Consider the following 19,979-nt stretch of genomic DNA (forward strand, 5'->3'; position numbering starts at 1 on the left):
GGAAGGGTGGTCACGAACGGACCGTCCAGTCCTCGACGTTCCACCAGGGGCCGTGGCCGAGGCCGTGGTCGTGCGGCTCGACCTGGGTGGAGACGCCGTCCCAGTGGTCGGCCATCACGTAGACGTGGTCGATGTGGGTGAGGAAGGTGTAGCCGGGGTCGTCGGCGAGTTCGCGCTGCACCGCATCGTAGGCGGCGGCCCGCTCCTGCTCGTCGCCGCTGCGGCGGCCGATGTCCAGCTGCTCGTCCACAGCCGGGTTGTCGTACTGGCCCATGTTGTTGTAGCCGTTGCCCGCCAGGTCGGACTTGAGCAGCGTGTACAGGTCGAAGTCGGGGTCGGCGGGGCTGCCGCCGCCGGCGAGCACGGCGTCCTCGGTGAGGCGTTCGTCGATGACCTCCCAGGAGCCGGATTCGACCGTGGCGTCGATGCCGATCTCCTTGGCATCGGAGGCGTAGGCCAGTGCGTGCTCCTGCCGCAGCCGGTCGCCCGCCGGGTACCAGAGGGTGAACTCGGCGCGCTGGCCGTCCCGCACCCGGATGCCGTCCTCGCCCGGCTCCCAGCCCGCCTCGTCCAGCATGCGCCGTGCGGCGTCCGGGTCGTGGGCCCGTTCGGTACCTTCGGCGAACCACGGGCTGCTGGCCGGTACCGGCCCGTGGGCGGCGTGCCCGGCCCCCTCCAGGATGCGCTCGACCATCAGCTCGCGGTCCACCGCGATGTCGAGGGCGCGGCGGATGTCGCGGTCGCCGGTGACGGGGTTGCCCGTGGGGAGGGTGACGGCCCGGAAGTCGGCGCTCTCCGCGTTCATGGTGACCAGGCCTTCGTCCTCGGCGAACGTGTCGGCCAGGTTGGGCGGCAGCACGGCGGCGTCGAGGTCGCCGGACCGCAGCCGGGTGGCGCGCACGTCGTCGTCCGGGATGATCGCCATGGTGAGGCGCGTGACCTCGGGCTCGCCGCCCCAGTAGTCGGGGTTCGCCTCGAAGGTGATGCGCTCGCCGCGGCTCCATCCGGTCACGACGTAGGGCCCGGTGCCGACAGGCTCGGAGTTGTAGTCCCCGGTGTTCACGTCCTGCCCGCCGACCGCCTCGGCGGAGGCGATGGGCAGCACGGTGCGCTCGGCGAACGGCGCGTAGGGGTAAGCGAGGGTGAAGACGACGGTGTGGTCGCCGTCCGCGGCGACGCTGTCGATGGCGGCCAGGTCGTCCTTGGCCGGATTGTTCGTGCCGTCGTCGAGGATGGTCTCGTAGGTGAAGACGACGTCCTGCGCGGTGAACGGCTGCCCGTCGCTGAACTCGACGTCGTCGCGGAGTGTGTAGGTGTAGGTGAGCCCGTCGTCGCTGATCTGCGGCAGGTCCGTGGCCAGGGCGGGCTGGAGCTCCAGGTTCTCGTCGTGGCGCAGCAGCCCGTCGAATATTTTGGAGTTGCCGTCCTTGCCGTAGCCCAGGAGCGGGCTGAGCGACTCCGGCTCGTTGGCTATGCCGATGACGAGCGCGTCGTGGCCGCCGCCCTCGTCGTCGCCGCCTTCGTCACCGGGGGCGGAACAGGCCGCGGCGGCCAGTACAGTTACCACCGCCGCCGCGGTCATCCCACTGCGTAGCGTCCGGGCCGTCATGAAGCACACCCCTGCCAGACCTTGTCGGTAATTGCGAAGCAGTCGCAATTAAACAGGAGGGGCGGCAGTCCCTGTCCAGGGTTTGTGATCAGCGGCTCAACCCTGCGCGCCGAGCCCCCGGCCGGCCAGCCAGTCGAGCTGGACGACCGACTGGGAGGCGCGCCCGCCGCCGTGATCGCCGAACTCCCAGACGGTGATGTCCTTGTCCCCTGCGTACCCGTTGTAGGCGGCATAGACGGTGCTCGGCGGGCACACCGGGTCCATCAGGGCGACGCTGAACAGCGCGGCGGCGCTCGCCCGCGGCGCGAAGTGCTGGCCGTCGAAGTAGTTCAGGGTCTCGAAGACGCGCGCCGGGTCGACGCGCTTGTGCACGCCGAGGTAGTGCACCAGCTCGCCGTATGGACCGGCGGACGAGACATCGGCGCCACGCCGGTAGTGGCACAGGAACGGCACGTCGACCAGGGCCGCGGCCACCGTGTCCCCGGCCAGCCCAGCGGTGGCGAGCGCCAGCCCGCCACCCTGGCTGCCCCCGTGCACGACGATCCGCGCCGCGTCGACGGCCGGGTGCTCGCGCAGGGCGTCCACGGCGCGCACGCAGTCGGTCATCAGGCGGCGGTAGTAGTGGTCCGCCGGGCTCTCTATGCCCCGCGTCATGAACCCGCCGACCCACTGCGGCGCGGGCACCGGATCGGGGTCGGGGGTGTCGTGGCCCTGGCCGCGGCTGTCGACCACGAGGTGGGCGTAGCCCGCGGCACTCCACAGCAGATGCTCGACCGGCAGCCCGCGACCGCCGCCGTAGCCCTGGTACGTCACCACCGCGGGCAGCGGCGCCGCGGCGCCGCGCGGCACCAGCAGCCAGGCGGCGACCGGCTGCCCGCCCCAGCCGGGGAACCGCACGTCGTACACGTCCACCGAGGCCAGCCGCAGCTCCGCGACCGGCCGGTACTCGGCGGTTCCACCGCCCGCGGCCCGGGCCGCGGCGAGGGTGCCGGCCCAGAAGTCGTCGAAGTCCCGCGGCTCGGGAACGCCGGGGCGGTAGGCCCGCAGTTCTTCCAGCGGCATATCGGTCAGCGGCATGACGAGGGCCTTCCTTCGGGCCGGGCCCCCGCGGGGCGCAGCAAGCGTTCTCCGCCGAGAAGCTAAGCCGAGCCGACATCCCAGGTCAACGGCGTACGCCGGGCCGGTGGGCGGGCCTGGTGGTAGTGATGGAGCATGGACTGGATCGCAGCCCCCGACGCCTGGCTGAGCCGACTGGTGGTCCAGCGCGGCGTGGCCGTGATCTACCTGCTCGCGTTCCTCGCGGCCCTGCGGGAGTTCCGCGTGCTCGCCGGGGAACGGGGACTGACCCCCGCCCCGGCTTTCCTGCGCCGCGTGCCGTTCCGCCACGCCCCCGGCCTTTTCCAACTCCACTACTCCGACCGTGCGTTCGCCACCGTCGCCTGGCTCGGCGCGGCGCTTGCGGCGGCGCTGGCCGCGGGGGCGGGCGACGCGGTGCCCCTGGGGGCCGCCATGGCACTCTGGGCCGCGCTGTGGCTGCTCTACCTCTCCGTGGTCAATATCGGGCAGACCTGGTACGCCTTCGGCTGGGAATCGCTCCTGCTCGAAGCCGGCTTCCTGATGGTCTTCCTGGGCAACGACGACATCGCGCCGCCGACCGTGACCCTGTACCTCGTGATCTGGCTGGTCTTCCGCGTCGAGCTGGGCGCGGGCCTGATCAAATGGCGCGGAGACCCGTGCTGGCGGAAGCTGACCTGCCTCTACCACCACCACGAGACGCAGCCGATGCCCGGCCCGCTGAGCTGGTGGTTCCACCATCTCCCCCGCCCACTGCACCGGGCGGAGGCCGCCGCGAACCACGTGGCCCAGCTGATCGTCCCGTTCGCGCTCTTCCTGCCGCAGCCGGTGGCGACCTGGGCGGCGGCCGTCGTCATCGTGACCCAGCTGTGGCTGGTGGCCTCAGGAAACTTCGCCTGGCTGAACTGGCTGACCATGATCCTCGCCGTCGCCGCCGTGGACGGCGCGCTGCTCGCCCGGCACCTGCCGCTGCCCGGCCCGCCCGCGGAGCAACCGGACGCCCCGGCCTGGTTCACGGCAACGGTCCTGACCGCGGCGGCCGTGGTCGCCGCCCTGAGCTACCGGCCGGTCCGCAACCTCCTCTCCCCCGCCCAGCAGATGAACCGCGCCTACAACAGCCTCCACCTGGTCAACACCTACGGCGCGTTCGGCAGCATCACCCGCGAACGGCACGAGATCGTGCTGGAGGGCACCGCCGAGCCCGAGCCGGGCCGGGACACGCAGTGGCGGGAGTACGCCTTCCACGGCAAGCCCGGCGATGTCCGGCGCCTGCCCCGCCAGTTCGCCCCCTTCCACCTCCGGCTGGACTGGCAGATGTGGTTCGCGGCGCTCAACCCGCACGTTCCGGCCCCGTGGCTGAGGACTCTGATCACCCGCCTCCTCGATGCCGACCCCGCCACCCTGAGACTGCTGCGCACGAACCCCTTCCCCGACGCTCCACCCCGCCACATCCGCGCACGCGTGTACCGCTACCGCTTCACCACTCCGCGCGAACGCCGCGACACCGGCACCTGGTGGCACCGCACCCCGGTCGGCGAGCACCTCCCCACCCAGCACGGCTGAGCGAGCACCCTCACGGATGCGGTATGGTTCTCGTGCACGGCAACGGGGGGAAACCCCCTGATCAGACCGGCACCGGGACGTGGCGCAGTTTGGTAGCGCACTTGACTGGGGGTCAAGGGGTCGTGGGTTCAAATCCCGCCGTCCCGACACGGTGAATTGGCTCTGCCGCAGGTTATCTAGCCTGCGGCAGAGCCTTTTTCATTGCGTTGCTCCGGGTTGGGCGGTGTTTCTCGAAGTTCCCCCGGCAAGATCATCTCCCAGTTCTCTCCCGGCAGCAGCGCGGCCCCCCTCTCCGCGAGGGGGGCCGCTCAACGCCGGAGCCAGAGGGGGGCCATCCCGAGCAGCCCCGGCGTGCTGGGGGGGGTGAATACCGGCCAGTCTGGCCGGTTTAGACCACTCCACGAGACGATGTGTGCTCATCACACCCGTTTCCCATGATCCAAAATGCACCTGCCCAGGTACAGCCATCATGATCTTGGTCGGCTGACGTGCCGGTGTGCCCGCCTCAGCCCCTCCCGCCCGGCCGACTCCTTCTCCGCCGGCTCGCCGTCGGTGCCCGCATCCGGGAGGCGCGGCTGTTGGCGGACCTCACGCAGGAGCGGCTGGCTGAACACGTCGGCCCTGGACCGGAAGACCATCAACCGCCTGGAGGGCGGCTCGTCGACGCTGGCCGTGGACCAGCTGCTCGACATCGCTGAGGCGCTGGGTGTCTCGCCGCGGGATCTGCTGCCGGAGCGGGTGCCGGACCCGTCGGCGTCGTAGCCTCGCCGCATGCACGACGAGCCGCGGTGGGCGCCCGACGGCCCGGTGGTGTGGCTGACGCTGCCGGACGGCCAGGTGGTGTCCGCGGTGGTGCGCGGGCGACGGCGGGCGTCGGTGCCCGGGCGGCGATGCCGCCGGGGATATCGAGCAGCCCTGCCCCGGCGTCGTGTGTGAGGGACGGCTGTTTGCTCATGCCCAGCCGGCGTCGTGCGCGAGGATGGCGGCTTGCACACAGTTGGCCAGGCCGAGTTTGGCGAGAATGCTGCTGACGTGCGCTTTGACGGTGGCCTCGCGCATGTCCAGGGCGCGTCCGGTCTCCGCGTTGGACAGACCGCGGGCCACGGCGAGCAGCACCGCCCGTTCACGTTCGCTGAGTGCCTCCAGGCGGCGGGCCGCGGTGTCGGAGTCGGGCGCGGTGGAGGCGAGTTTTCCCAGCAGGCGTCTGGTCACGCGGGGTGCCAGCGAAGCATCGCCGCGGTGGAGGGTGCGGACGGCGGCGATCAGGTCGTGGGGCGGTGTGTCCTTCAGCAGGAAGCCCCTGGCTTCGGCGCGTAGGGCCTTGTGGACGTACTCGTCGGGGTCGAAGGTAGTGAGCACGAGAACGGCCGGCGGCTGCGGTGAGTCCGTCGGTGCCGGGCATGCGGATGTCCAGCAGCACGACGTCCGGGTGCAGATCGCGGGTCAGGCTGACCGCTTCGGCTCCGTCGGTGGCTTCGCCGATGACCTCGATATCATCGGCGGTGTCCAGGATCATGCGCAGGCCGTGCCGGACGAGTTGCTCGTCGTCGACGATCAGTGCTTTCACCAAGAGGGCTCCTCGCTCAGCGGTGGCTCACCGACCGGGCCCACGGCCTCCGGCGCGGTGTCCGTCGGCAGTGTGGCGCGGACCCGCCAGGTGCCGTCGGGCCGACGGCCGGCGGGAACTCGCCGCCGATCAGCGCCAATCGTTCCCTCAGCCCCGTCAGACCGTAGCCACCCGCGTCGGTCGCGGCGCCGCGGCGGGGCGTGTCGGTGACGATATCCACCGTCAGCCCCGGGGGTCTGTACCGGAGATGGACGCGGGCGGCGCTGTCGGGGGCGTGTTTGCCGGCGTTGGTCAGTGCTTCTTGCACGACCCGGTAGGCCGTGCGCTCCAGGGGCGAGGGCAGGGGCCGGACGGTGCCGGTCCGTTGGAAACGGACGGTCATCCCGGCGGCGCGCCACCCCGCGATCAGCTCGTCGAGATCGCCCAGTACCGGCTGTGGGGCGGTGGGCGCGTCCGATTCTTCTTCGCGCAGCACGCCAAGCACGCCAAGCACGCCAAGCACGCCGCGCAGTCGCTCAGTGCCTCCCTGCCGGCACTGCGGATGTGGCCGGCGGCGGTGGCCACGGCCGGGTCGGTGGCGGAGATTTCCAGGCCGCCGGCCTGGAGAACCATGAGCTCACCCGGTGGCGACGACATCGTGCATCTCCCGTACGCTGCGCGTCCGCTCGGCGGCCGTGGCGCGTTCGGCCAGGAGGCACTGGGCGCGTTCGAGGTGCTCGGCGCGGTCCTGCAGGCTGGCCACCAGCTGCCGGCGGGTGCCGGTCCACAGGCCGAGACTGACCGGGGTGACGACGGCGACCAGGCACGCCGCGGCCGCCGACCAGCCCAGGGCGGCGGTGTCCCACAGGCCCACGGCGAACGCGACGGGCGCGCCGGCGCACCAGGCCGCAAGGCGCCCGCGGACGGTGAACCATGCCGCGTAGCTGTAGAGCGCGAGGGCGATGGGGGCGATGTTGGCGAACACCCTCGCGATCGCCGCCAGCGCCTTCGGCCCGCTCGCCCTCTCTGTCGGGCGCGACCTCACCGGCGGCTACGGCCCCGTGCTCCTCGTTCTGGCCACCATCCCGGTGGCGGCGGCCCTCGCCGCCCTCCTCACCCGGGCACCCGGCCCGGTCAGGTATGAGCGGCGATGAGCGGGGCGAGGCGGGCGTCGGGGTGGGCCCGTTCGAAGGAATTGGCCTGCCACACATCCGGGAAGAGGGCCAGTACCGTTTTGTCGTTCAGCCGGGTCAGCGCCTCGCCGCGGACCAGGCGTGAGCGGTTGAGCGCCTCGCCGCCGGCCGCGTCGGTGGCGCGGGCCAGACGGTAGGCCAGCGGCTCCAGCAGGACGGGGCATGCGAACTCGCCGGCCATGCGATGGGCGACCACTTCGAACTGCATGGGCCCGACCGCCGCGAGGACCGGGGCCTGCTCGCCGCGGACGTCGGAGACCAGCACCTGCACCACGCCCTCCTCGCCGAGCTGTGCGATACCGCGGCGGAACTGTTTGGTGCGGCCGATGTCGGCCGGGCGGGCCACCGCGAAGTGCTCCGGGCTGAAGGTCGGCATCGGCGGGAAGGCGGCCGGCCGCTCGGCGTAGAGGGTGTCTCCTACCCGCAGCGCCGCGGCGTTGACCAAGCCGATGATGTCGCCCGGGTAGGCGATGTCGGCCATGGAACGGTCCTGGCCGAAGACACTGTGGGCGTACTTGGTGGCGAACGGCTTGCCCGAGGCGGCCCGCGTGACGGTCATGCCGCGCTCGAAGACCCCGGAGCAGACCCGCATGAACGCGATGCGATCGCGGTGGGCCGGGTCCATGTTGGCCTGCACCTTGAACACCAGGCCCGCGAAAGGGGCGTCCACCGGCCGCGTGCCGCCGCCGGCGAGCTCCCGGGCCCCGGGCGGCGGCGCGAGATCCACAACGGCGTCCAGCAGCAGCCGCACGCCGATGTTCGACAGCGCGGCGCCGAAGAAAACAGGAGTGGTCGTGCCGGTCAGGAAGCCCTTCTGATCGTGCACCGCCCCGTCGGCCTCCAGCAGTTCGATCTCCTCGGTCGCGACATCCCAGTCGCCGCCCTCCTCGGCAGCCGCGCGGTCGGCCCTGATACGTTCCTCGGCCGCTTCGTGCGCACCCCGCAGGGCGCGGGTGAAGCGCAGCATGTGGCCTGGGTCGCGGACATCGACCAAGCCGCGCAGATAACCCGCCGGGCCGACCGGCCACGTCACCGGCGTGGGACGCAGCGAGAACTCGCGCTGGATCTCGTCCATCAACTCCAGCGCGTCGCGGCCCGGCCGGTCCCACTTGTTCACGAAAGTGATCACTGGCACTCCCCGGTGCCGGCAGACGTCGAACAGCTTGCGCGTCTGCTCCTCAAGTCCCTTGGCCGCGTCGACGAGCATGATCGCGCAGTCCACCGCGGCCAGCACCCGGTAGGTGTCCTCGGAGAAGTCCGCATGACCCGGGGTGTCCAGCAGGTTCAGGATGCAGCCGCGGTGGGCGAACTGCAGCACCGCGGAGGTCACCGAGATACCCCGCGCCTTCTCCATTTCCATCCAGTCCGAAGCGACCCCGCGCCGCCCGGCCTTGCCATGCACCGCGCCGGCCTCGTTGATCGCCCGCGCGTGCAGGGCCAGTGCCTCCGTCAGCGTGGACTTACCCGCATCCGGATGGCTGATCACCGCGAACGTCCGCCGCCGGGCCGCCTCGCCCGCCGCACACTCCCGGCCCGCGCTCACCTCCCCGCCACCGACTCCGTGGCAGCGCCCACCAGGCGCGCGAGATGGGCGTGCAGCGAGCGGGCGAAGTCCTCCGCGCCGGCCAGCTCCCGGCGCAGGTCCTCGCAGCGGGCGTCCGCCTCGGTCCAGTACTTCCTCAGCATGGTCACGAGTTCCTCATGTGCTTGTTCGTCGGTGGTGGGCCACGGCCCACCGGGCCCCGGCAACTACTCAAGTACCGCCAGCACCGTACGCGTGTCTTCCAGACAGAAGCCCAGCGGCCTCATACGCCGCACCAGCCGCCAGCCGACGCACCTCCGACTCCGTGTAAAGGCGGAAATCACCCGCGCTGCGCCCGCTGGCCGCGACAATGCCGGCTTTCTCCTGATGGCGGATCGTGCGCAGGGACAGTCCCGTGCGGTCCGACACCTCGCCGATCTGCATCAGTTTTCCGCTCACGGCAACACCGCCTCGCATCGCCCACCGGGCCTCCGCCGGTCTCAACTTACTCTTACGTTAGGGTAGGCTAGTAGCCGGTGGAAGACGGCAGTCCGAAGCTGCCTCCCCACGAGGGGTGCCCCGCACGCGTTCGGGAGCCCGCCCCCACCGTGCCGATCCGGCGCGGCCCTGGAGCCGCCGCCTGCCCGACCTCTGCGAGGGAGCAGCCCTTCCATGCGTCTTGGTGTTCTCACCTCCGGTGGCGACTGCCCCGGTCTGAACGCCGTCACCCCACGCGTGCTCGAACGGCCCTCCGTTACCGGGAGATCGCAGCCGTGTTCCGAGTAACGGCGACACCCATGACAGCCGGACCGAGAACAAGAAGAACACGCCCACGCGATCAAGCGCCCGCCGAGGCATACGGGTGTAGGAGATCGGTGAGAGGAAGACCCGGAATGCAGACCGGCGGAGATACGGAGACGCCGGCCGCGGCCCCCTCCTCTGATGGGCGACGCAGCGCAACACGGGACCCGCACTGGGAAACATCCGCTATCTTTCCGGAAGCCTGGTCGTCACCGGGCACGCCATCGAGGAACTGCGGCACATCGACGGCATTTTGTGGCTGTACCTGGCGACGTGGGCACTGCGCCTGCCCGTCTTCGCCCTGGTCTGCGGCTGCTTCAGCAGCTCCGGGCCGCCCACGGCCCGCGACATCCGCCGGCTGGTGGAGTCCATTGCGGTGCCCTACTTGGCGTTCAGTGTGCTGCACGCCGTGCAGATCCGCCTGCTCACCGGCGAGTGGGACTTTTCCCTGGGCGATCCGGCGTGGGGATTGTGGTTCCTGCTGAGCCTCATCTTCTGGCGTATCGCCCTGCCTATGTCGCCCTGCTGCCGCACCCGTTCGTTCTCTCGGTCCTGGCCGCGCTGGCCGTGGGCTATTTCGACGAGTTCGGCACGGAGTTCTCCGCTTCTCGCACCGTGGCTTTCTTCCCGTTCTTCGTGCTGGGGTGGAAGATTCGCCGGGGCGACCTCGACGTATTCTTCGCCGCCCGCCGCAGCCGGCCGGTCAGTGCCCTGGTGATAGCGGGGTCCATGGCCTGTATGTGGGTCCTGCACGATGACGTCCGGCTGGCGTGGCCGCCCATGCGGGGGCCCTACGGCAGCGAGGGCGAGGTATTCGGCACGATCGGCGCCTGGCTCGTACGGGCCGCCGTCATCGCCCTCGGTGCCGCCGTCGCCGTCTGCTTCATCCACCTGGTCCCGCGTCGCCGGATACCCGTGGTGACCTATCTGGGGACGGGCGGCATGTACATCTACCTGCTCCACATCTTCTTCATCCGTGCCGCCCGCGACCACGGGCTGCACGAGCACGTCGACCAGTGGCACGACCACTTGGCAGTCATCACCGGCGCGGTGCTTCTGGCCGCGTTCCTCGCCTCTCCGCCGGTGCGCCGGCTCACCCGACCGCTGGTGCAGCCCAGCATCGCGCGACTCGGCGGAGAGGCCATCTCGCGCGAGCACACAGGCGCGAATCCTCGCGAACGAGGCGGCCCATGACATGGCGGACGGAAGACTACGCCCAGGGCAGCCCGGGTGGGACGCCGCCTGTAGGGACCGTCTGAACGTCCCGATATCAGGTACAGGAGAAAGGGAGACCGGAATGACGCCCCGTCCGGGTTCATTGAACGAGTTCTGCTGGATGGACCTCAAGGCCCGCGACGTGCCCGGCACCGTCACCTTCTTCTCGGAGATGCTGGGCCGGCACTTCGCGGTGGATGAGGAGGACTGGCGCCAGGCCACCAAGATCACTGTCGATGGTCACCGGATCGGCGGGTGAGCGACCTCGCCAGCCCCATCTACCCACCGGAGACCCCTGCCCACATCGCCTACTACCTGGCGGTCGACGACGTCGACCGCCGCGCCGAAGCAGCGACGGCGAACGGCGCCCGTTTGGTCGTTCCCCCCTTCGACGCGGGCGATCAGGGTCGTCTGGCGACGTTGATCGACCCGGTGGGCGCCGCCTTCTCCCTGTGGCAGCCGCATCGGTTCGCCGGGTGGAGCCTCCCACCCCACTTGGCGGGCACCCCACAGCGCATGGTCCTGGCCAGCGATCAGCCGGATCGAGCCCGGCATTTCTACCGCGCGACAACCGGCGCCGATCTCGCCCGCGCCGAGTTCGTCACCGCAGGCAGCTTTCCGCCGTCCACCCGGCAGTGGGAAGTCGTGATCGGCGTCGATGATCCGGATCACGTCGTCGCACGTGCACGCGACCACGGGGCGGACGTCGTCACCTGGTCCGAGAAGACCGGCCGCCCCGTGGTGCGGTTGAGCGGCCCCGAGAGGCTGACGTGCCACGTTCGCCGCCTGGAATCATGACGGCATCGGAACGTTCGGCCGGCTTTCTGGCCCATGAGGGCGGCACGCCCGGCGACAGGATGCGGGACGGATCACTGGATGAGCGAGCGGGAGCGGCTGAGCGTGCGTTTCGAGGAAATCGACTGGCGAACCACTCCCATGGGGGAGATCAGTCTGCGGCGCAGGCGGGAGCCGGTGTCGGGCGCCGAGGTCTACGAGGTGAAGCTCGGCGACGAGTTCTTGATGTCGAGCCTGTTCACGGCAGGAGAAGAGGCGCTGGCACGGCTCGGGCTCGCGGCGACGCCGGGTGGCGAGGTCGACGTGGTCGTCGGCGGACTGGGGCTGGGATACACCGCCCGCACCGTGTTGGCCCATCAGCGGGTGCGGTCGCTTCTGGTGGTGGAGGCGCTGAGCGAAGTGATCGAGTGGCACAGGCGAGGTCTGGTGCCCCTGGGCGCGGAGCTGACGTCCGATCCCCGGTGCCGGCTGGTGCAGGGAAACTTTTTCTCAATGGCGGGTGCCGCCGGGTTCGATCCCGGGGAGGCGGAACGGCGCTTCCATGCGGTGCTCCTCGACATCGACCATGCGCCGGACCACGTGCTGCATCCCGCTCACGCGCCGTTCTACGAACCCGCCGGGCTGCGCGCCCTGGCCGCTCACCTGCATCCGGGCGGCGTCTTCGCCCTGTGGTCCAACGACCCGCCGAGCGAGGGCTTCCGCCGCGTACTCGCCGACATTTTCGCGGACTCGGCCGCGCTCGTCATCACGTTCACCAATCCCCTTCAGGGCGGCACTTCGGCCAACACGGTCTACCTCGGCCGTACGTCGCTCGACTGAGCCTTCCGCGGGCCCCGGGAACGGCCGACCGCGCTCGCCATGTCCGGGGTCCTGCGCAGGGGGCGACGCGCACGGGGCGGCGCCCCGGGGGCCGAACGATGCCTCCGGCCGGGCGCGGTGGTGTCGCGGCGCGGCTCCGGTCGCCGCTTCCCCGGGCAAAGCCGGAGAGCGGGCGACCGGGCGCAGGACGGTGAGGCCGTGCCGGAAGAGACGGGCGCCACCGGATGGCGACTACGGCCGGGGGAACCGCCTTCGCACCTGCGGCCCACAAATCTACCCTAACGAGAGGGTAGATTTGTGGCCGATGGGACACTCCCCTCGTACACTGACGAAAATGGAGGACCACACGGCCACCGAGATCGGTGCACGTCCGGCGCCCGTCTTGCGGGAGTACGTCGACTCGTATGTCGGCTTCGACCTCCGCGGGCTCCCGACGGGGGTGCACTGCGGTCCGCCGAGCCGCGCGCTCACTGCGGTGATCAGCCTGTCAGATCCTTTGGAGGTGGCGGCGGGCGTTGACGACGGGTCACCGGTCACCCGATTCGGCAGCGTGGCCGGCGGTCTGATGTGCCGGTCCGTCGCGATTCACCACGACGGACGCCAGCAAGGTGTTCAGGTATCGCTGACACCGCTCGGGGCCCGGGCCATCTACGGCATGCCGTCCGCCGAGCTCGCCCACCGCCTTGTCCCGCTTGACGAGCTTCTCGGAGCGCTTGCCGTCGAGCTGGTCGACCGGCTCCGATCGGCGACAACATGGGCGGCGCGGTTCACCGCGCTGGACGAATTGCTCCTCCGAGCTGTCGGCCGTGGCGCCTGCGGCGACCATGTGCGTTGGGCGCGCCCCGAGGTAGCCGAGGCATGGCGCCGCCTCGTCGCCGCGCGGGGTTGTGTCCAGGTTGGTGCGGTCGCCGCGGAACTCGGCTGGAGCCGTCGGTACCTCACCGAGCGGTTTCGCGGTGAGGTGGGCCTGTCGCCGAAGACCTTCGCCCGAGTCTTGCGCTTCGAGCACGCGCACGAACTGGCGGCGGTGCAGGACCCGCTCCCGTGGGGCGATGTGGCAACCGTCTCCGGCTATGCCGACCAGGCCCATCTCGTCCGGGACTGGCGCGAGTTCACGGGCCGATCGCCGACGGCCTGGCGTCGCGGCGAAGTCCTCCTCGGAACCGGGTAGCCGCCAACCGTCTGCCCCTCGCGTCGGCTTCTCTTCTTCTCTTCCCTTTTCTTCAAGACCGCCCGATCGCTGTCGTGGACGATCGTCGGCATGAGACTCGTCAACCACGAACGCAATGCCATGGATCTGCGGACCACCCCCGTGCACCTCGGACTGGGATCGAGAGCGAAACGGGTCGAGGGTTTCGCCTGGGACCCGGAGGTGCTCCAGGCCTACAGCGCCGCGGTCGCGGCAGACGGCGCCGAGGGCCGGATGGTGATGATCTTCGACGGCGACGGGCTCGGCGACCATTGGGAGCGCCACCCCGCCGGCGACGAACTGGTCGTTTGTCTCAGCGGGTCCGTGACGGTCACCCGCGACGTGGACGGGGTGCCCGACCACGTTCTGCTCGGGCCGGGCGAGGCCACCATCAACCCGGCCGGGGTATGGCACGTGGTCGACATGGAGGGGCCGACGTCCATCCTGGCCATCACCGCGACCCTCGGCACCGACCACCGTCCCCGGACCGACACCCGCCCGACCGAACGCGTCGGCACGCCCGGCCCGGAGGAAGCGCCGTGACGACACGCATCGCGTGCCTCGGCGACAGCCTCACCCGCGCGTTGTTCAGCGTCGACTACCTGGATCTTCTCGGACGACGCCACCCTCCCGGCGACGTGCAGCTTGCCCGTTTCGGCGCCAACGGCGACTTCGCCTATAACCTCTTGCAGGGCCTCGATGCTGTCGTCACGAACCCACCCGATGTGATCACCGTGTTGATCGGGACCAACGACGCCCGAGCGAGCCTTGCCGGCTACCCCGTCGAGCAGGCCATGAAGCGCAAGCAGCTCCCCGATCGCCCGTCGGCCGGCTGGTTCCAACAGTGCCTGGGAGCCGTCGTCACACGGCTGCGAGCGGAGACCGACGCGACGATCGGTCTGCTGTCGCTACCGGTACTCGGCCAACAACTCGACGGAGCAGCGGCCCAGGCATCGCAGGCGTACAGCCGGGTGATCGCCGAGGTCGCCGCCGCCAACGAGGTGGCCTACCTTCCGCTCCACGAACGCCAGATCGAGGAACTGCGCCAAGCGGACCCGCCGCCGATTTCATACCGGGAGGTGACGCCCGCAGCGGCCGTCGGCGTCCTCGTCCAGCACGCAGTGCTGCGCCGCAGCCTCGACACGATCTCGCGGCGGCGAGGTCTCGTGCTCACGACCGACCACATCCACCAGAACAGCCGCGGCGCCGCCCTTATCGCTGAGGTCATCGACGCCGGTCTGCTGACCCGGAGCGCGTAGCTGGTTCCGGTGCCCGGCCAGTCGGATGCCATCTACCGCGCGGAGGTGGCATGGCTTCGGGCAGCGGCTCGGTGCCGATCGGCAGGACGCCGTGTGCTGCTCGTCCGAGGCGCGGGACAAAAGCGCCGGCTGCGGGCGCAGGTTGCGGCCCCGTCCCGCCGTTGCCGGGTACCGGCAGGCACCTTCCGTTCTGGCCCTGTTCTCGTATTGCTTCGGCCAGGTGGCGTATAGCACTGCGTCATGCGCAGGGCCGCGGTGAGGGATGTCGCAGTAAATGCCGGATTTGCTGCGACAACACCGATACAGCCCCCTCGGCGCCCCGAGCCTTCGCCGGGAACCTCGGCCGCCGGAAGCACGTGCGCAGCCGCGGATCAACCCGCCCATCCGCTGAGAGCGCGTTCGCGCTCCGCCAGGTCCCCCGGGGCCGGTCGGCCGGGTGCCCCCGTCACCGCCCCACAGCCGCACCACAACGTGAAGCAACTCAGCGCTTGTCCACGGAATGCGCGGGCTCCGTTCAGTCCTTGGGCGGAGCCGTGCTGTTCCGGACGATGAGGGTGGTCGCGATCTCCAGTCCGAGCTGCGACGCCCTCTCGCCACGGCCGAGGGCGAGCGCCAACTCGGTGGCCGCCACGGCCATCTCGGTCAGCGGTTGGTGGACCGTCGTCAACGGCGGATCGACCCAGGCCACGACCGGCAGGTCGTCGAAGCCGACCACGCTCACGTCCTCCGGCACGCTCAGCCCGATCTCCCGCGCGGCCTGGTAGACGCCCAGGGCCTGAAGGTCGTTCGCGGTGACGATGGCGGTGGGCCGGTCGGGGCGGGTCAGCAGGGTGCGGGCGGCGGCATAGCCGTCCTCGCGGGTCAGCGGGGCGCGGGTCACCAGGCCGGGGTCCGCCGCGAGGTCGGCCTCCGCCAGGGCCGAGCCGTGGCCGGCCAGCCGTGCGCGGCAGCACAGAACCTGCTCGGGGCCGCTGATCACGGCGATGCGCCGGTGGCCCAACTCGACCAGGTGCCGCGTGGCCGCCTGGCCGCCGCGCCAGTTGGTGGCGCCCACGAACGGAACGTCATCGGGGAGTTCGGTGGTCGGGTCGAAGACGACGAACGGGATGCCCTTCGCGCTCAGCTGCTCACGCTCGGCGGCCGAGAGCTGTGCCACCGACAGCACGCAGTTCGGGCGGCGTCCGACCGTGTCATCCATGGTCATGGGAGTCGAGTCGTGGAGGCCGAACTCGGAGACCATGACGCCGACCCGGCGCTCGCGCGCCACCCGCTCGACACCGCGGATGATCTCCACCGCCCCCATGCTCTGCAGCTCACGGAAGACGAGCTCCACGACGTTGTTGCGCGAACCCGGCGGCTTGCGGTACCCGTGCCGGTTGATCAGCTCCTCCACGCGGGCCCGGGTGTCGTCGGACACCCCCGACCTGCCGTTGATCACCTTCGACACGGTGGGAATCGACACGCCCGCCGACTCCGCGATGTACGCGATCGTGACCGGCCGTCGCGAGTCGCCTCCCGCGCTCGACCCGTCCGCCGCCGGTGCCGCCGGTGCGTTCGATGCGTTCGATGCCAGCGACTGCTCGTCCGTCACGATCGCCTTCCTTCGTCTGGCAGGGGCGCCATTCTGGCACTCGGGCAGCCAGTGAGCCAGATAGTTTCTCTGATTTCTGACGGAAAGTTTCTCACGAAAGCTATCGACAGGCGGCGCCGCTCCGCACTAGCCTCGCCGGAGCGGAAGGGCTGGGACACCCAACTGCGTGTCATGGGCATGCAGATAGGAGAGCCGTGATGTCACCCCTTCGACACAAGCGAAGCGAGGCGCGGGCCCCCCGCGCCCTTTTGGCCGCCACGGTAACGGCCGTCCTGGCCGTGGCCATGGTGGTCGCCGGCCCCTGGTCGACCCCGACCGCCTCCGCCCACGGGTCGGTCCAGGACCCCGTCTCCCGCGTCTACGGCTGCATGCTGCGCTGGGAGTACAACTGGAACGACCCGATCGTGGAGGAGCAAGACCCCATGTGCTATCGGGCGTGGCAGGAGAACCCCAGCGCCATGTGGGGCTGGACCGGCCTGTACCGCGAGGGCACCGGCGGCGACTTCCAGGCGTTCATCCCCGACAACCAGCTCTGCAGCGCCGGCCACACCTACGACGCCGAGTTCGCGGCCATGGACACCCCGGGCCCCTGGTGGACCACCGAGGTCGGCACCGACTTCACCGTCGACGTCTACGATCTGGCCAGGCACGGCGCCGACTACCTGCAGGTCTACGTCACCGAGCAGGGCTACGACGCCGAGACCGACGCCCTGGACTGGGGCGACCTGGAGATGGTCGCCGAGACCGACCGTTACGCACCCGCCGAGCACTACACGGTTGACGTGAGCGCGCCCGGCCGCACCGGCCACCACGTCGTCTACACGATCTGGAAGGCATCCCACGCCGACCAGATCTACTTCATGTGCAGCGACGTGACCTTCTGATCCGCTGGTCCGCCGACCACCCGCTCCACCGCGGCCCCGCCGAGCGACTGACGTTCTCCCACGTCGTCGGCGGGGCCGCACCCCCGCCACCACCACCGTCACCCCCCATCACCACCGGGAACAGTGTTCCGGAGGGCGATGTCCTCGGCGTCGATGAGCGCCGAACGAAGCAGCCGTTCCCCGGGATAGGCACTCATAGGGGTTCACCCATGGCCTCCCCGGCGCGAAGATCCGGGAATGCGGAGACGATTGTCCGGTACATCCCGGGCGGAAGCGCTGATTCGGCCGTCGCGCGGCTTCCCCGCCACGTCGGCACGGTGCTCGTCGCCCGCGGGTGCTCCGGCGACGAAAACCGCGTGACGTGCCCGGGCGACGAGTTCGTCCCCGGGCACCGGGGGCACGCACTGCAGCGGGCACCCACACCCGCGACAGCCACGGAGACATCTCATGACCACCGTCACCCGAAGATTCCTCGCGCCCGCACTGGCGGTGGCCGGTCTCGGCGCCGCCCTGCTGGCGCCTGCCTCGGCCACCGGCGGCGAGACGCGCCCCGAACGCCTCGAAATACCGGGCCTGGACCGCCCGGTCGACATCACCGTCGACGAGTGGGGCGTCTCCCACATCAGGGCCAGGAACACCGACGACCTCTTCTTCGGGCAGGGCTTCACCGTCGCCCGGGACCGTCTCTTCCAGATCGACACCTGGCGGCGCGACGGCCTGGGCCTCCTCAGTGAGGTGCTCGGCCCCGAATACGTCGGACAGGACACCGCCTCCCGGCTGTTCCTCTACCGGGGCGACATCGAGGAGGAGTGGGAGAGCTACGGCCCCGAGGCGCGCGCCGCCGCCACGCAGTACGCCGCCGGTATCAACGCCTACATCGACTGGCTGGCGGACAACCCCGAGGCGCTGCCCGAGGAGTTCGACCAGCTCGGCTACCAGCCTTCCCACTGGAAACCCGAGGACGTCGTCCGCATCCGCGCCCACGCCATCGGGGAAAACCTGCGCTGGGAGCTGGCGCGCACCCAACTCACCTGCGCCGGCGGCATCGAGGCCAGCCGGTTCCTGAGAACGCTGGAGCCGGCGCATACCCCCGAGATCCCGGACGGTCTCGATCCGTGCAGCATTCCCGACGACGTGCTGGCGACTTACGATCTGGCCACCGCCGGCGTCACGTTCGACAACGGTGAGATGCGGCCCACCGACCCCACCGACCCCACCGCCGACGCGATCGCGGACGCCGGGGCCGGCAGCAACGCCTGGGCGCTTGCCCCGGAACGCACCGAGTCCGGCCGGCCGATCCTGGCCGCCGACCCGCACCGGACCAGCAACACCGCCCCGGCGAACCGCTACCTCGTCCACCTCACCGCGCCCGGCATCGACGTCATCGGCGCCGGCGAGCCCTGGAACCCCGGGGTCAGCTTGGGCCACAACGGGCACATCGCGTTCGGCCTCACCAACATGCCGATCGACCAGAACGACCTGTATGTCTACGAGCTGCACCCCGACGACCCCACGCGCTACCGCTACGGCGACGGCTGGGAGTCGTTCGAAACAGTCCAGGAGGACATCCCCGTCGCCGGTGCGGAACCAGCCGCGACCGACCTGCGGTTCACCCGTCACGGTCCCGTCGTCCGGGTGGACGAGGAGAACAACCGCGCCTACGCCGTCCGCAGTGCCTGGACCGAGCCCGGCACCTCCCCCTACCTCGGCGCCCTCGCCTTCCAGGAGGCCAGGAACTTCGAGGAGTTCAGCCAGGCTCTGGACGGCTGGAAAACCCCAGGTTCCCATATGGCCTACGCCGACACGGAGGGCAACATCGGCTGGGTGCCCGCAGGACTGATCCCACGCCGCACCGGTGACGGCTACGACGGCCTGCTGCCCGTGCCGGGCGACGGCCGCTACGAGTGGGACGGCTTCCACAGCCAGGAGGAGCTGCCGCGCGAACTCAACCCCGCTGAGGGTTACTTCGCCTCGGCGAACGAGTACAACTTCCCCGAGGGCCACCCGGTGACGCCGACCTACGAATGGCACCTGCCGTTCCGCAAGCAGCGGCTGGACGAGGTCCTCTCGGCCGCCGAGGACGCCACCCTCCAGGACTCGCTGGAACTACAGGCCGACCAGAAGTCACTTTTCGCCACCCAACTGCTGCCTTACCTCGACGGGTTGACCTCGCAGGACCCGACCACCAACCAGGCCCTGGAACTCCTGCGCGGCTACGACGGCGTCGCGAACGAGGACTCGGCCGCCGCCGCGCTGTTCGAGACCTGGGCCATGCTGAGCCTGCGGCCGAGCTGGCTGGGCATGCTCGTCCCCGAGGGCGCCGACAACCCGAACTTCTTCATCAACCCCGAAGTCACCGTCATGCTGGAGTCGTTCGCCAACCCGGACGAGTGGTTCGGCCCGGACGGCGCCCAGGTCCGGGACACGCTGCTGCTGGAGACTTTGGCCCCGGCGTTCCGGCTGGTCAGCGAGGACTTCGGCCTCGGCCCCGACCCCGCCGCCTGGCGCTGGGGCGACCTTCAGACGCACGTCTTCCGGCACCCGCTGGGGGACACCTTCGGCCCGATACCGCGCGGCGGCACCTACCACACGGTACAGGCGTCCTTCTTCCACCCGCTCACCTACGAGCAGCTCGTCGGCCCCGTATTCCGGATGGCCGTGGACGTGGGCGACTGGGACGCCTCGCGGGCCATCAACGCCCCCGGACAATCCGGTGACCCCAGCAGCCCGCACTACGACGACCTGCACGAACTCTGGGCCGATGACGGAACGTTCCCGCTCCTCTACAGCCGCAGCGCCGTGGCGGAGCACGCGAGCTCCCGCGTGACCCTCCGGCCCGCCCGCGACTGAACCCACAGCGCCGGAAGCCCTCCGCCCGCAGCCGCGGGCGCGGACGCGGGCGCGGTGAGGAACGCCGGC

Annotated in this window: 22 protein-coding genes, 1 tRNA gene and 1 pseudogene; 15 read left to right on the plus strand and 9 right to left on the minus strand. The window is 70.5% G+C overall.

Translation table 11 applies throughout. The features are described 5' to 3' along the window. Positions 1-10: 10 nt before the first annotated feature. Positions 11-1,609: an ABC transporter substrate-binding protein gene (locus RM779_RS18930; RefSeq protein ID WP_311618911.1), complete on the minus strand. Its 1,599-nt coding sequence runs from the start codon at positions 1,607-1,609 to the stop codon at positions 11-13. Between the two features lie 96 nt (positions 1,610-1,705). Next, complete coding sequence (locus tag RM779_RS18935; protein WP_311618912.1) at positions 1,706-2,686, minus strand: acetylxylan esterase; 981 nt, start codon at positions 2,684-2,686, stop codon at positions 1,706-1,708. A 135-nt stretch (positions 2,687-2,821) separates the two neighbouring features. Between RM779_RS18935 and RM779_RS18940 the strand changes: the two genes are divergently transcribed. The 4 genes from RM779_RS18940 (at position 2,822) to RM779_RS18955 (ending at position 5,182) form a co-directional block, all read left to right on the plus strand. Continuing rightward, positions 2,822-4,246, plus strand: a complete 1,425-nt coding sequence (locus tag RM779_RS18940; RefSeq protein WP_311618913.1) for a lipase maturation factor family protein — start codon at positions 2,822-2,824, stop codon at positions 4,244-4,246. A 73-nt stretch (positions 4,247-4,319) separates the two neighbouring features. Beyond that, positions 4,320-4,393 (plus strand) — tRNA-Pro (locus RM779_RS18945). A gap of 405 nt (positions 4,394-4,798) precedes the next feature. After that, the gene (locus RM779_RS18950) at positions 4,799-5,008 is read left to right on the plus strand and encodes a helix-turn-helix transcriptional regulator (protein ID WP_311618914.1); all 210 of its coding nucleotides are present in this window, start codon (positions 4,799-4,801) and stop codon (positions 5,006-5,008) included. 9 nt (positions 5,009-5,017) lie between these two features. Then, positions 5,018-5,182 carry a hypothetical protein gene (locus tag RM779_RS18955; RefSeq protein ID WP_311618915.1) on the plus strand — a complete coding sequence of 55 codons (165 nt, stop codon included), beginning with the start codon at positions 5,018-5,020 and terminating at the stop codon, positions 5,180-5,182. Positions 5,183-5,197: 15 nt separating this feature from the next. Here the strand turns inward: RM779_RS18955 and RM779_RS18960 are convergent. The 3 genes and pseudogenes from RM779_RS18960 to RM779_RS18975 all read right to left on the minus strand — a co-directional run bounded on the left by RM779_RS18960 (position 5,198) and on the right by RM779_RS18975 (position 6,777). Continuing rightward, positions 5,198-5,762, minus strand: a pseudogene (locus RM779_RS18960) (response regulator). 67 nt (positions 5,763-5,829) lie between these two features. Beyond that, a complete protein-coding gene (locus RM779_RS18970; protein ID WP_311618917.1) occupies positions 5,830-6,315 on the minus strand; it encodes a sensor histidine kinase in 486 nt (161 codons plus the stop codon). Between the two features lie 114 nt (positions 6,316-6,429). Continuing rightward, the gene (locus tag RM779_RS18975) at positions 6,430-6,777 is read right to left on the minus strand and encodes a hypothetical protein (protein ID WP_311618918.1); all 348 of its coding nucleotides are present in this window, start codon (positions 6,775-6,777) and stop codon (positions 6,430-6,432) included. Between RM779_RS18975 and RM779_RS18980 the strand changes: the two genes are divergently transcribed. Then, positions 6,764-6,946: a hypothetical protein gene (locus tag RM779_RS18980; RefSeq protein ID WP_311618919.1), complete on the plus strand. Its 183-nt coding sequence runs from the start codon at positions 6,764-6,766 to the stop codon at positions 6,944-6,946. The genes RM779_RS18975 and RM779_RS18980 overlap by 14 nt on opposite strands. On the opposite strand, the gene RM779_RS18985 is transcribed toward RM779_RS18980, so the two are convergent. From RM779_RS18985 to RM779_RS18995, 3 genes are all read right to left on the minus strand, one after another. Next, the gene (locus RM779_RS18985) at positions 6,927-8,528 is read right to left on the minus strand and encodes a peptide chain release factor 3 (RefSeq protein ID WP_311618920.1); all 1,602 of its coding nucleotides are present in this window, start codon (positions 8,526-8,528) and stop codon (positions 6,927-6,929) included. The two genes, RM779_RS18980 and RM779_RS18985, sit on opposite strands and share 20 nt — an antisense overlap. Beyond that, a complete protein-coding gene (locus tag RM779_RS18990; protein WP_311618921.1) occupies positions 8,525-8,677 on the minus strand; it encodes a hypothetical protein in 153 nt (50 codons plus the stop codon). Before RM779_RS18990 ends, RM779_RS18985 begins: the two co-directional genes overlap by 4 nt. 61 nt (positions 8,678-8,738) lie before the next feature. Further along, the gene (locus RM779_RS18995; protein ID WP_311618922.1) at positions 8,739-8,966 is read right to left on the minus strand and encodes a MerR family DNA-binding transcriptional regulator; all 228 of its coding nucleotides are present in this window, start codon (positions 8,964-8,966) and stop codon (positions 8,739-8,741) included. A gap of 813 nt (positions 8,967-9,779) precedes the next feature. Between RM779_RS18995 and RM779_RS19000 the strand changes: the two genes are divergently transcribed. The 7 genes from RM779_RS19000 to RM779_RS19030 all read left to right on the plus strand — a co-directional run bounded on the left by RM779_RS19000 (position 9,780) and on the right by RM779_RS19030 (position 14,585). Continuing rightward, a complete protein-coding gene (locus RM779_RS19000) occupies positions 9,780-10,502 on the plus strand; it encodes a hypothetical protein (protein ID WP_311618923.1) in 723 nt (240 codons plus the stop codon). A 103-nt stretch (positions 10,503-10,605) separates the two neighbouring features. After that, complete coding sequence (locus RM779_RS19005; protein ID WP_311618924.1) at positions 10,606-10,782, plus strand: hypothetical protein; 177 nt, start codon at positions 10,606-10,608, stop codon at positions 10,780-10,782. Next, positions 10,779-11,321, plus strand: a complete 543-nt coding sequence (locus tag RM779_RS19010) for a VOC family protein (RefSeq protein WP_311618925.1) — start codon at positions 10,779-10,781, stop codon at positions 11,319-11,321. Before RM779_RS19005 ends, RM779_RS19010 begins: the two co-directional genes overlap by 4 nt. Before the next feature lie 96 nt (positions 11,322-11,417). Further along, the gene (locus RM779_RS19015; protein ID WP_311619036.1) at positions 11,418-12,137 is read left to right on the plus strand and encodes a spermine/spermidine synthase domain-containing protein; all 720 of its coding nucleotides are present in this window, start codon (positions 11,418-11,420) and stop codon (positions 12,135-12,137) included. Positions 12,138-12,471: 334 nt separating this feature from the next. After that, a complete protein-coding gene (locus RM779_RS19020; RefSeq protein ID WP_311618926.1) occupies positions 12,472-13,308 on the plus strand; it encodes an AraC family transcriptional regulator in 837 nt (278 codons plus the stop codon). A gap of 90 nt (positions 13,309-13,398) precedes the next feature. Then, positions 13,399-13,869, plus strand: coding sequence for a cupin domain-containing protein (locus RM779_RS19025; RefSeq protein WP_311618927.1), 471 nt, complete (start codon positions 13,399-13,401; stop codon positions 13,867-13,869). Beyond that, a complete protein-coding gene (locus RM779_RS19030; protein ID WP_311618928.1) occupies positions 13,866-14,585 on the plus strand; it encodes an SGNH/GDSL hydrolase family protein in 720 nt (239 codons plus the stop codon). Before RM779_RS19025 ends, RM779_RS19030 begins: the two co-directional genes overlap by 4 nt. A gap of 514 nt (positions 14,586-15,099) precedes the next feature. Here RM779_RS19030 and RM779_RS19035 read toward each other — a convergent pair. Continuing rightward, positions 15,100-16,047, minus strand: a complete 948-nt coding sequence (locus RM779_RS19035; RefSeq protein WP_311618929.1) for a LacI family DNA-binding transcriptional regulator — start codon at positions 16,045-16,047, stop codon at positions 15,100-15,102. On the opposite strand from RM779_RS19035, the gene RM779_RS19040 reads away from it, so the two are divergent. The 3 genes from RM779_RS19040 (at position 16,034) to RM779_RS19050 (ending at position 19,910) form a co-directional block, all read left to right on the plus strand. Beyond that, positions 16,034-16,231, plus strand: a complete 198-nt coding sequence (locus tag RM779_RS19040) for a hypothetical protein (protein ID WP_311618930.1) — start codon at positions 16,034-16,036, stop codon at positions 16,229-16,231. The two genes, RM779_RS19035 and RM779_RS19040, sit on opposite strands and share 14 nt — an antisense overlap. A 142-nt stretch (positions 16,232-16,373) precedes the next feature. Beyond that, positions 16,374-17,060: a lytic polysaccharide monooxygenase gene (locus RM779_RS19045; RefSeq protein WP_311618931.1), complete on the plus strand. Its 687-nt coding sequence runs from the start codon at positions 16,374-16,376 to the stop codon at positions 17,058-17,060. A gap of 447 nt (positions 17,061-17,507) precedes the next feature. Then, on the plus strand, positions 17,508-19,910 hold the full coding sequence (locus RM779_RS19050; protein WP_311618932.1) for a penicillin acylase family protein: 2,403 nt from the start codon (positions 17,508-17,510) through the stop codon (positions 19,908-19,910). The last annotated feature ends 69 nt before the right edge of the window (positions 19,911-19,979 follow it).

Origin of the sequence: Streptomyces johnsoniae, from assembly GCF_031845565.1 — a bacterium.
GTDB classification, from domain to species: Bacteria; Actinomycetota; Actinomycetes; order Streptomycetales; family Streptomycetaceae; genus Streptomyces; species Streptomyces johnsoniae.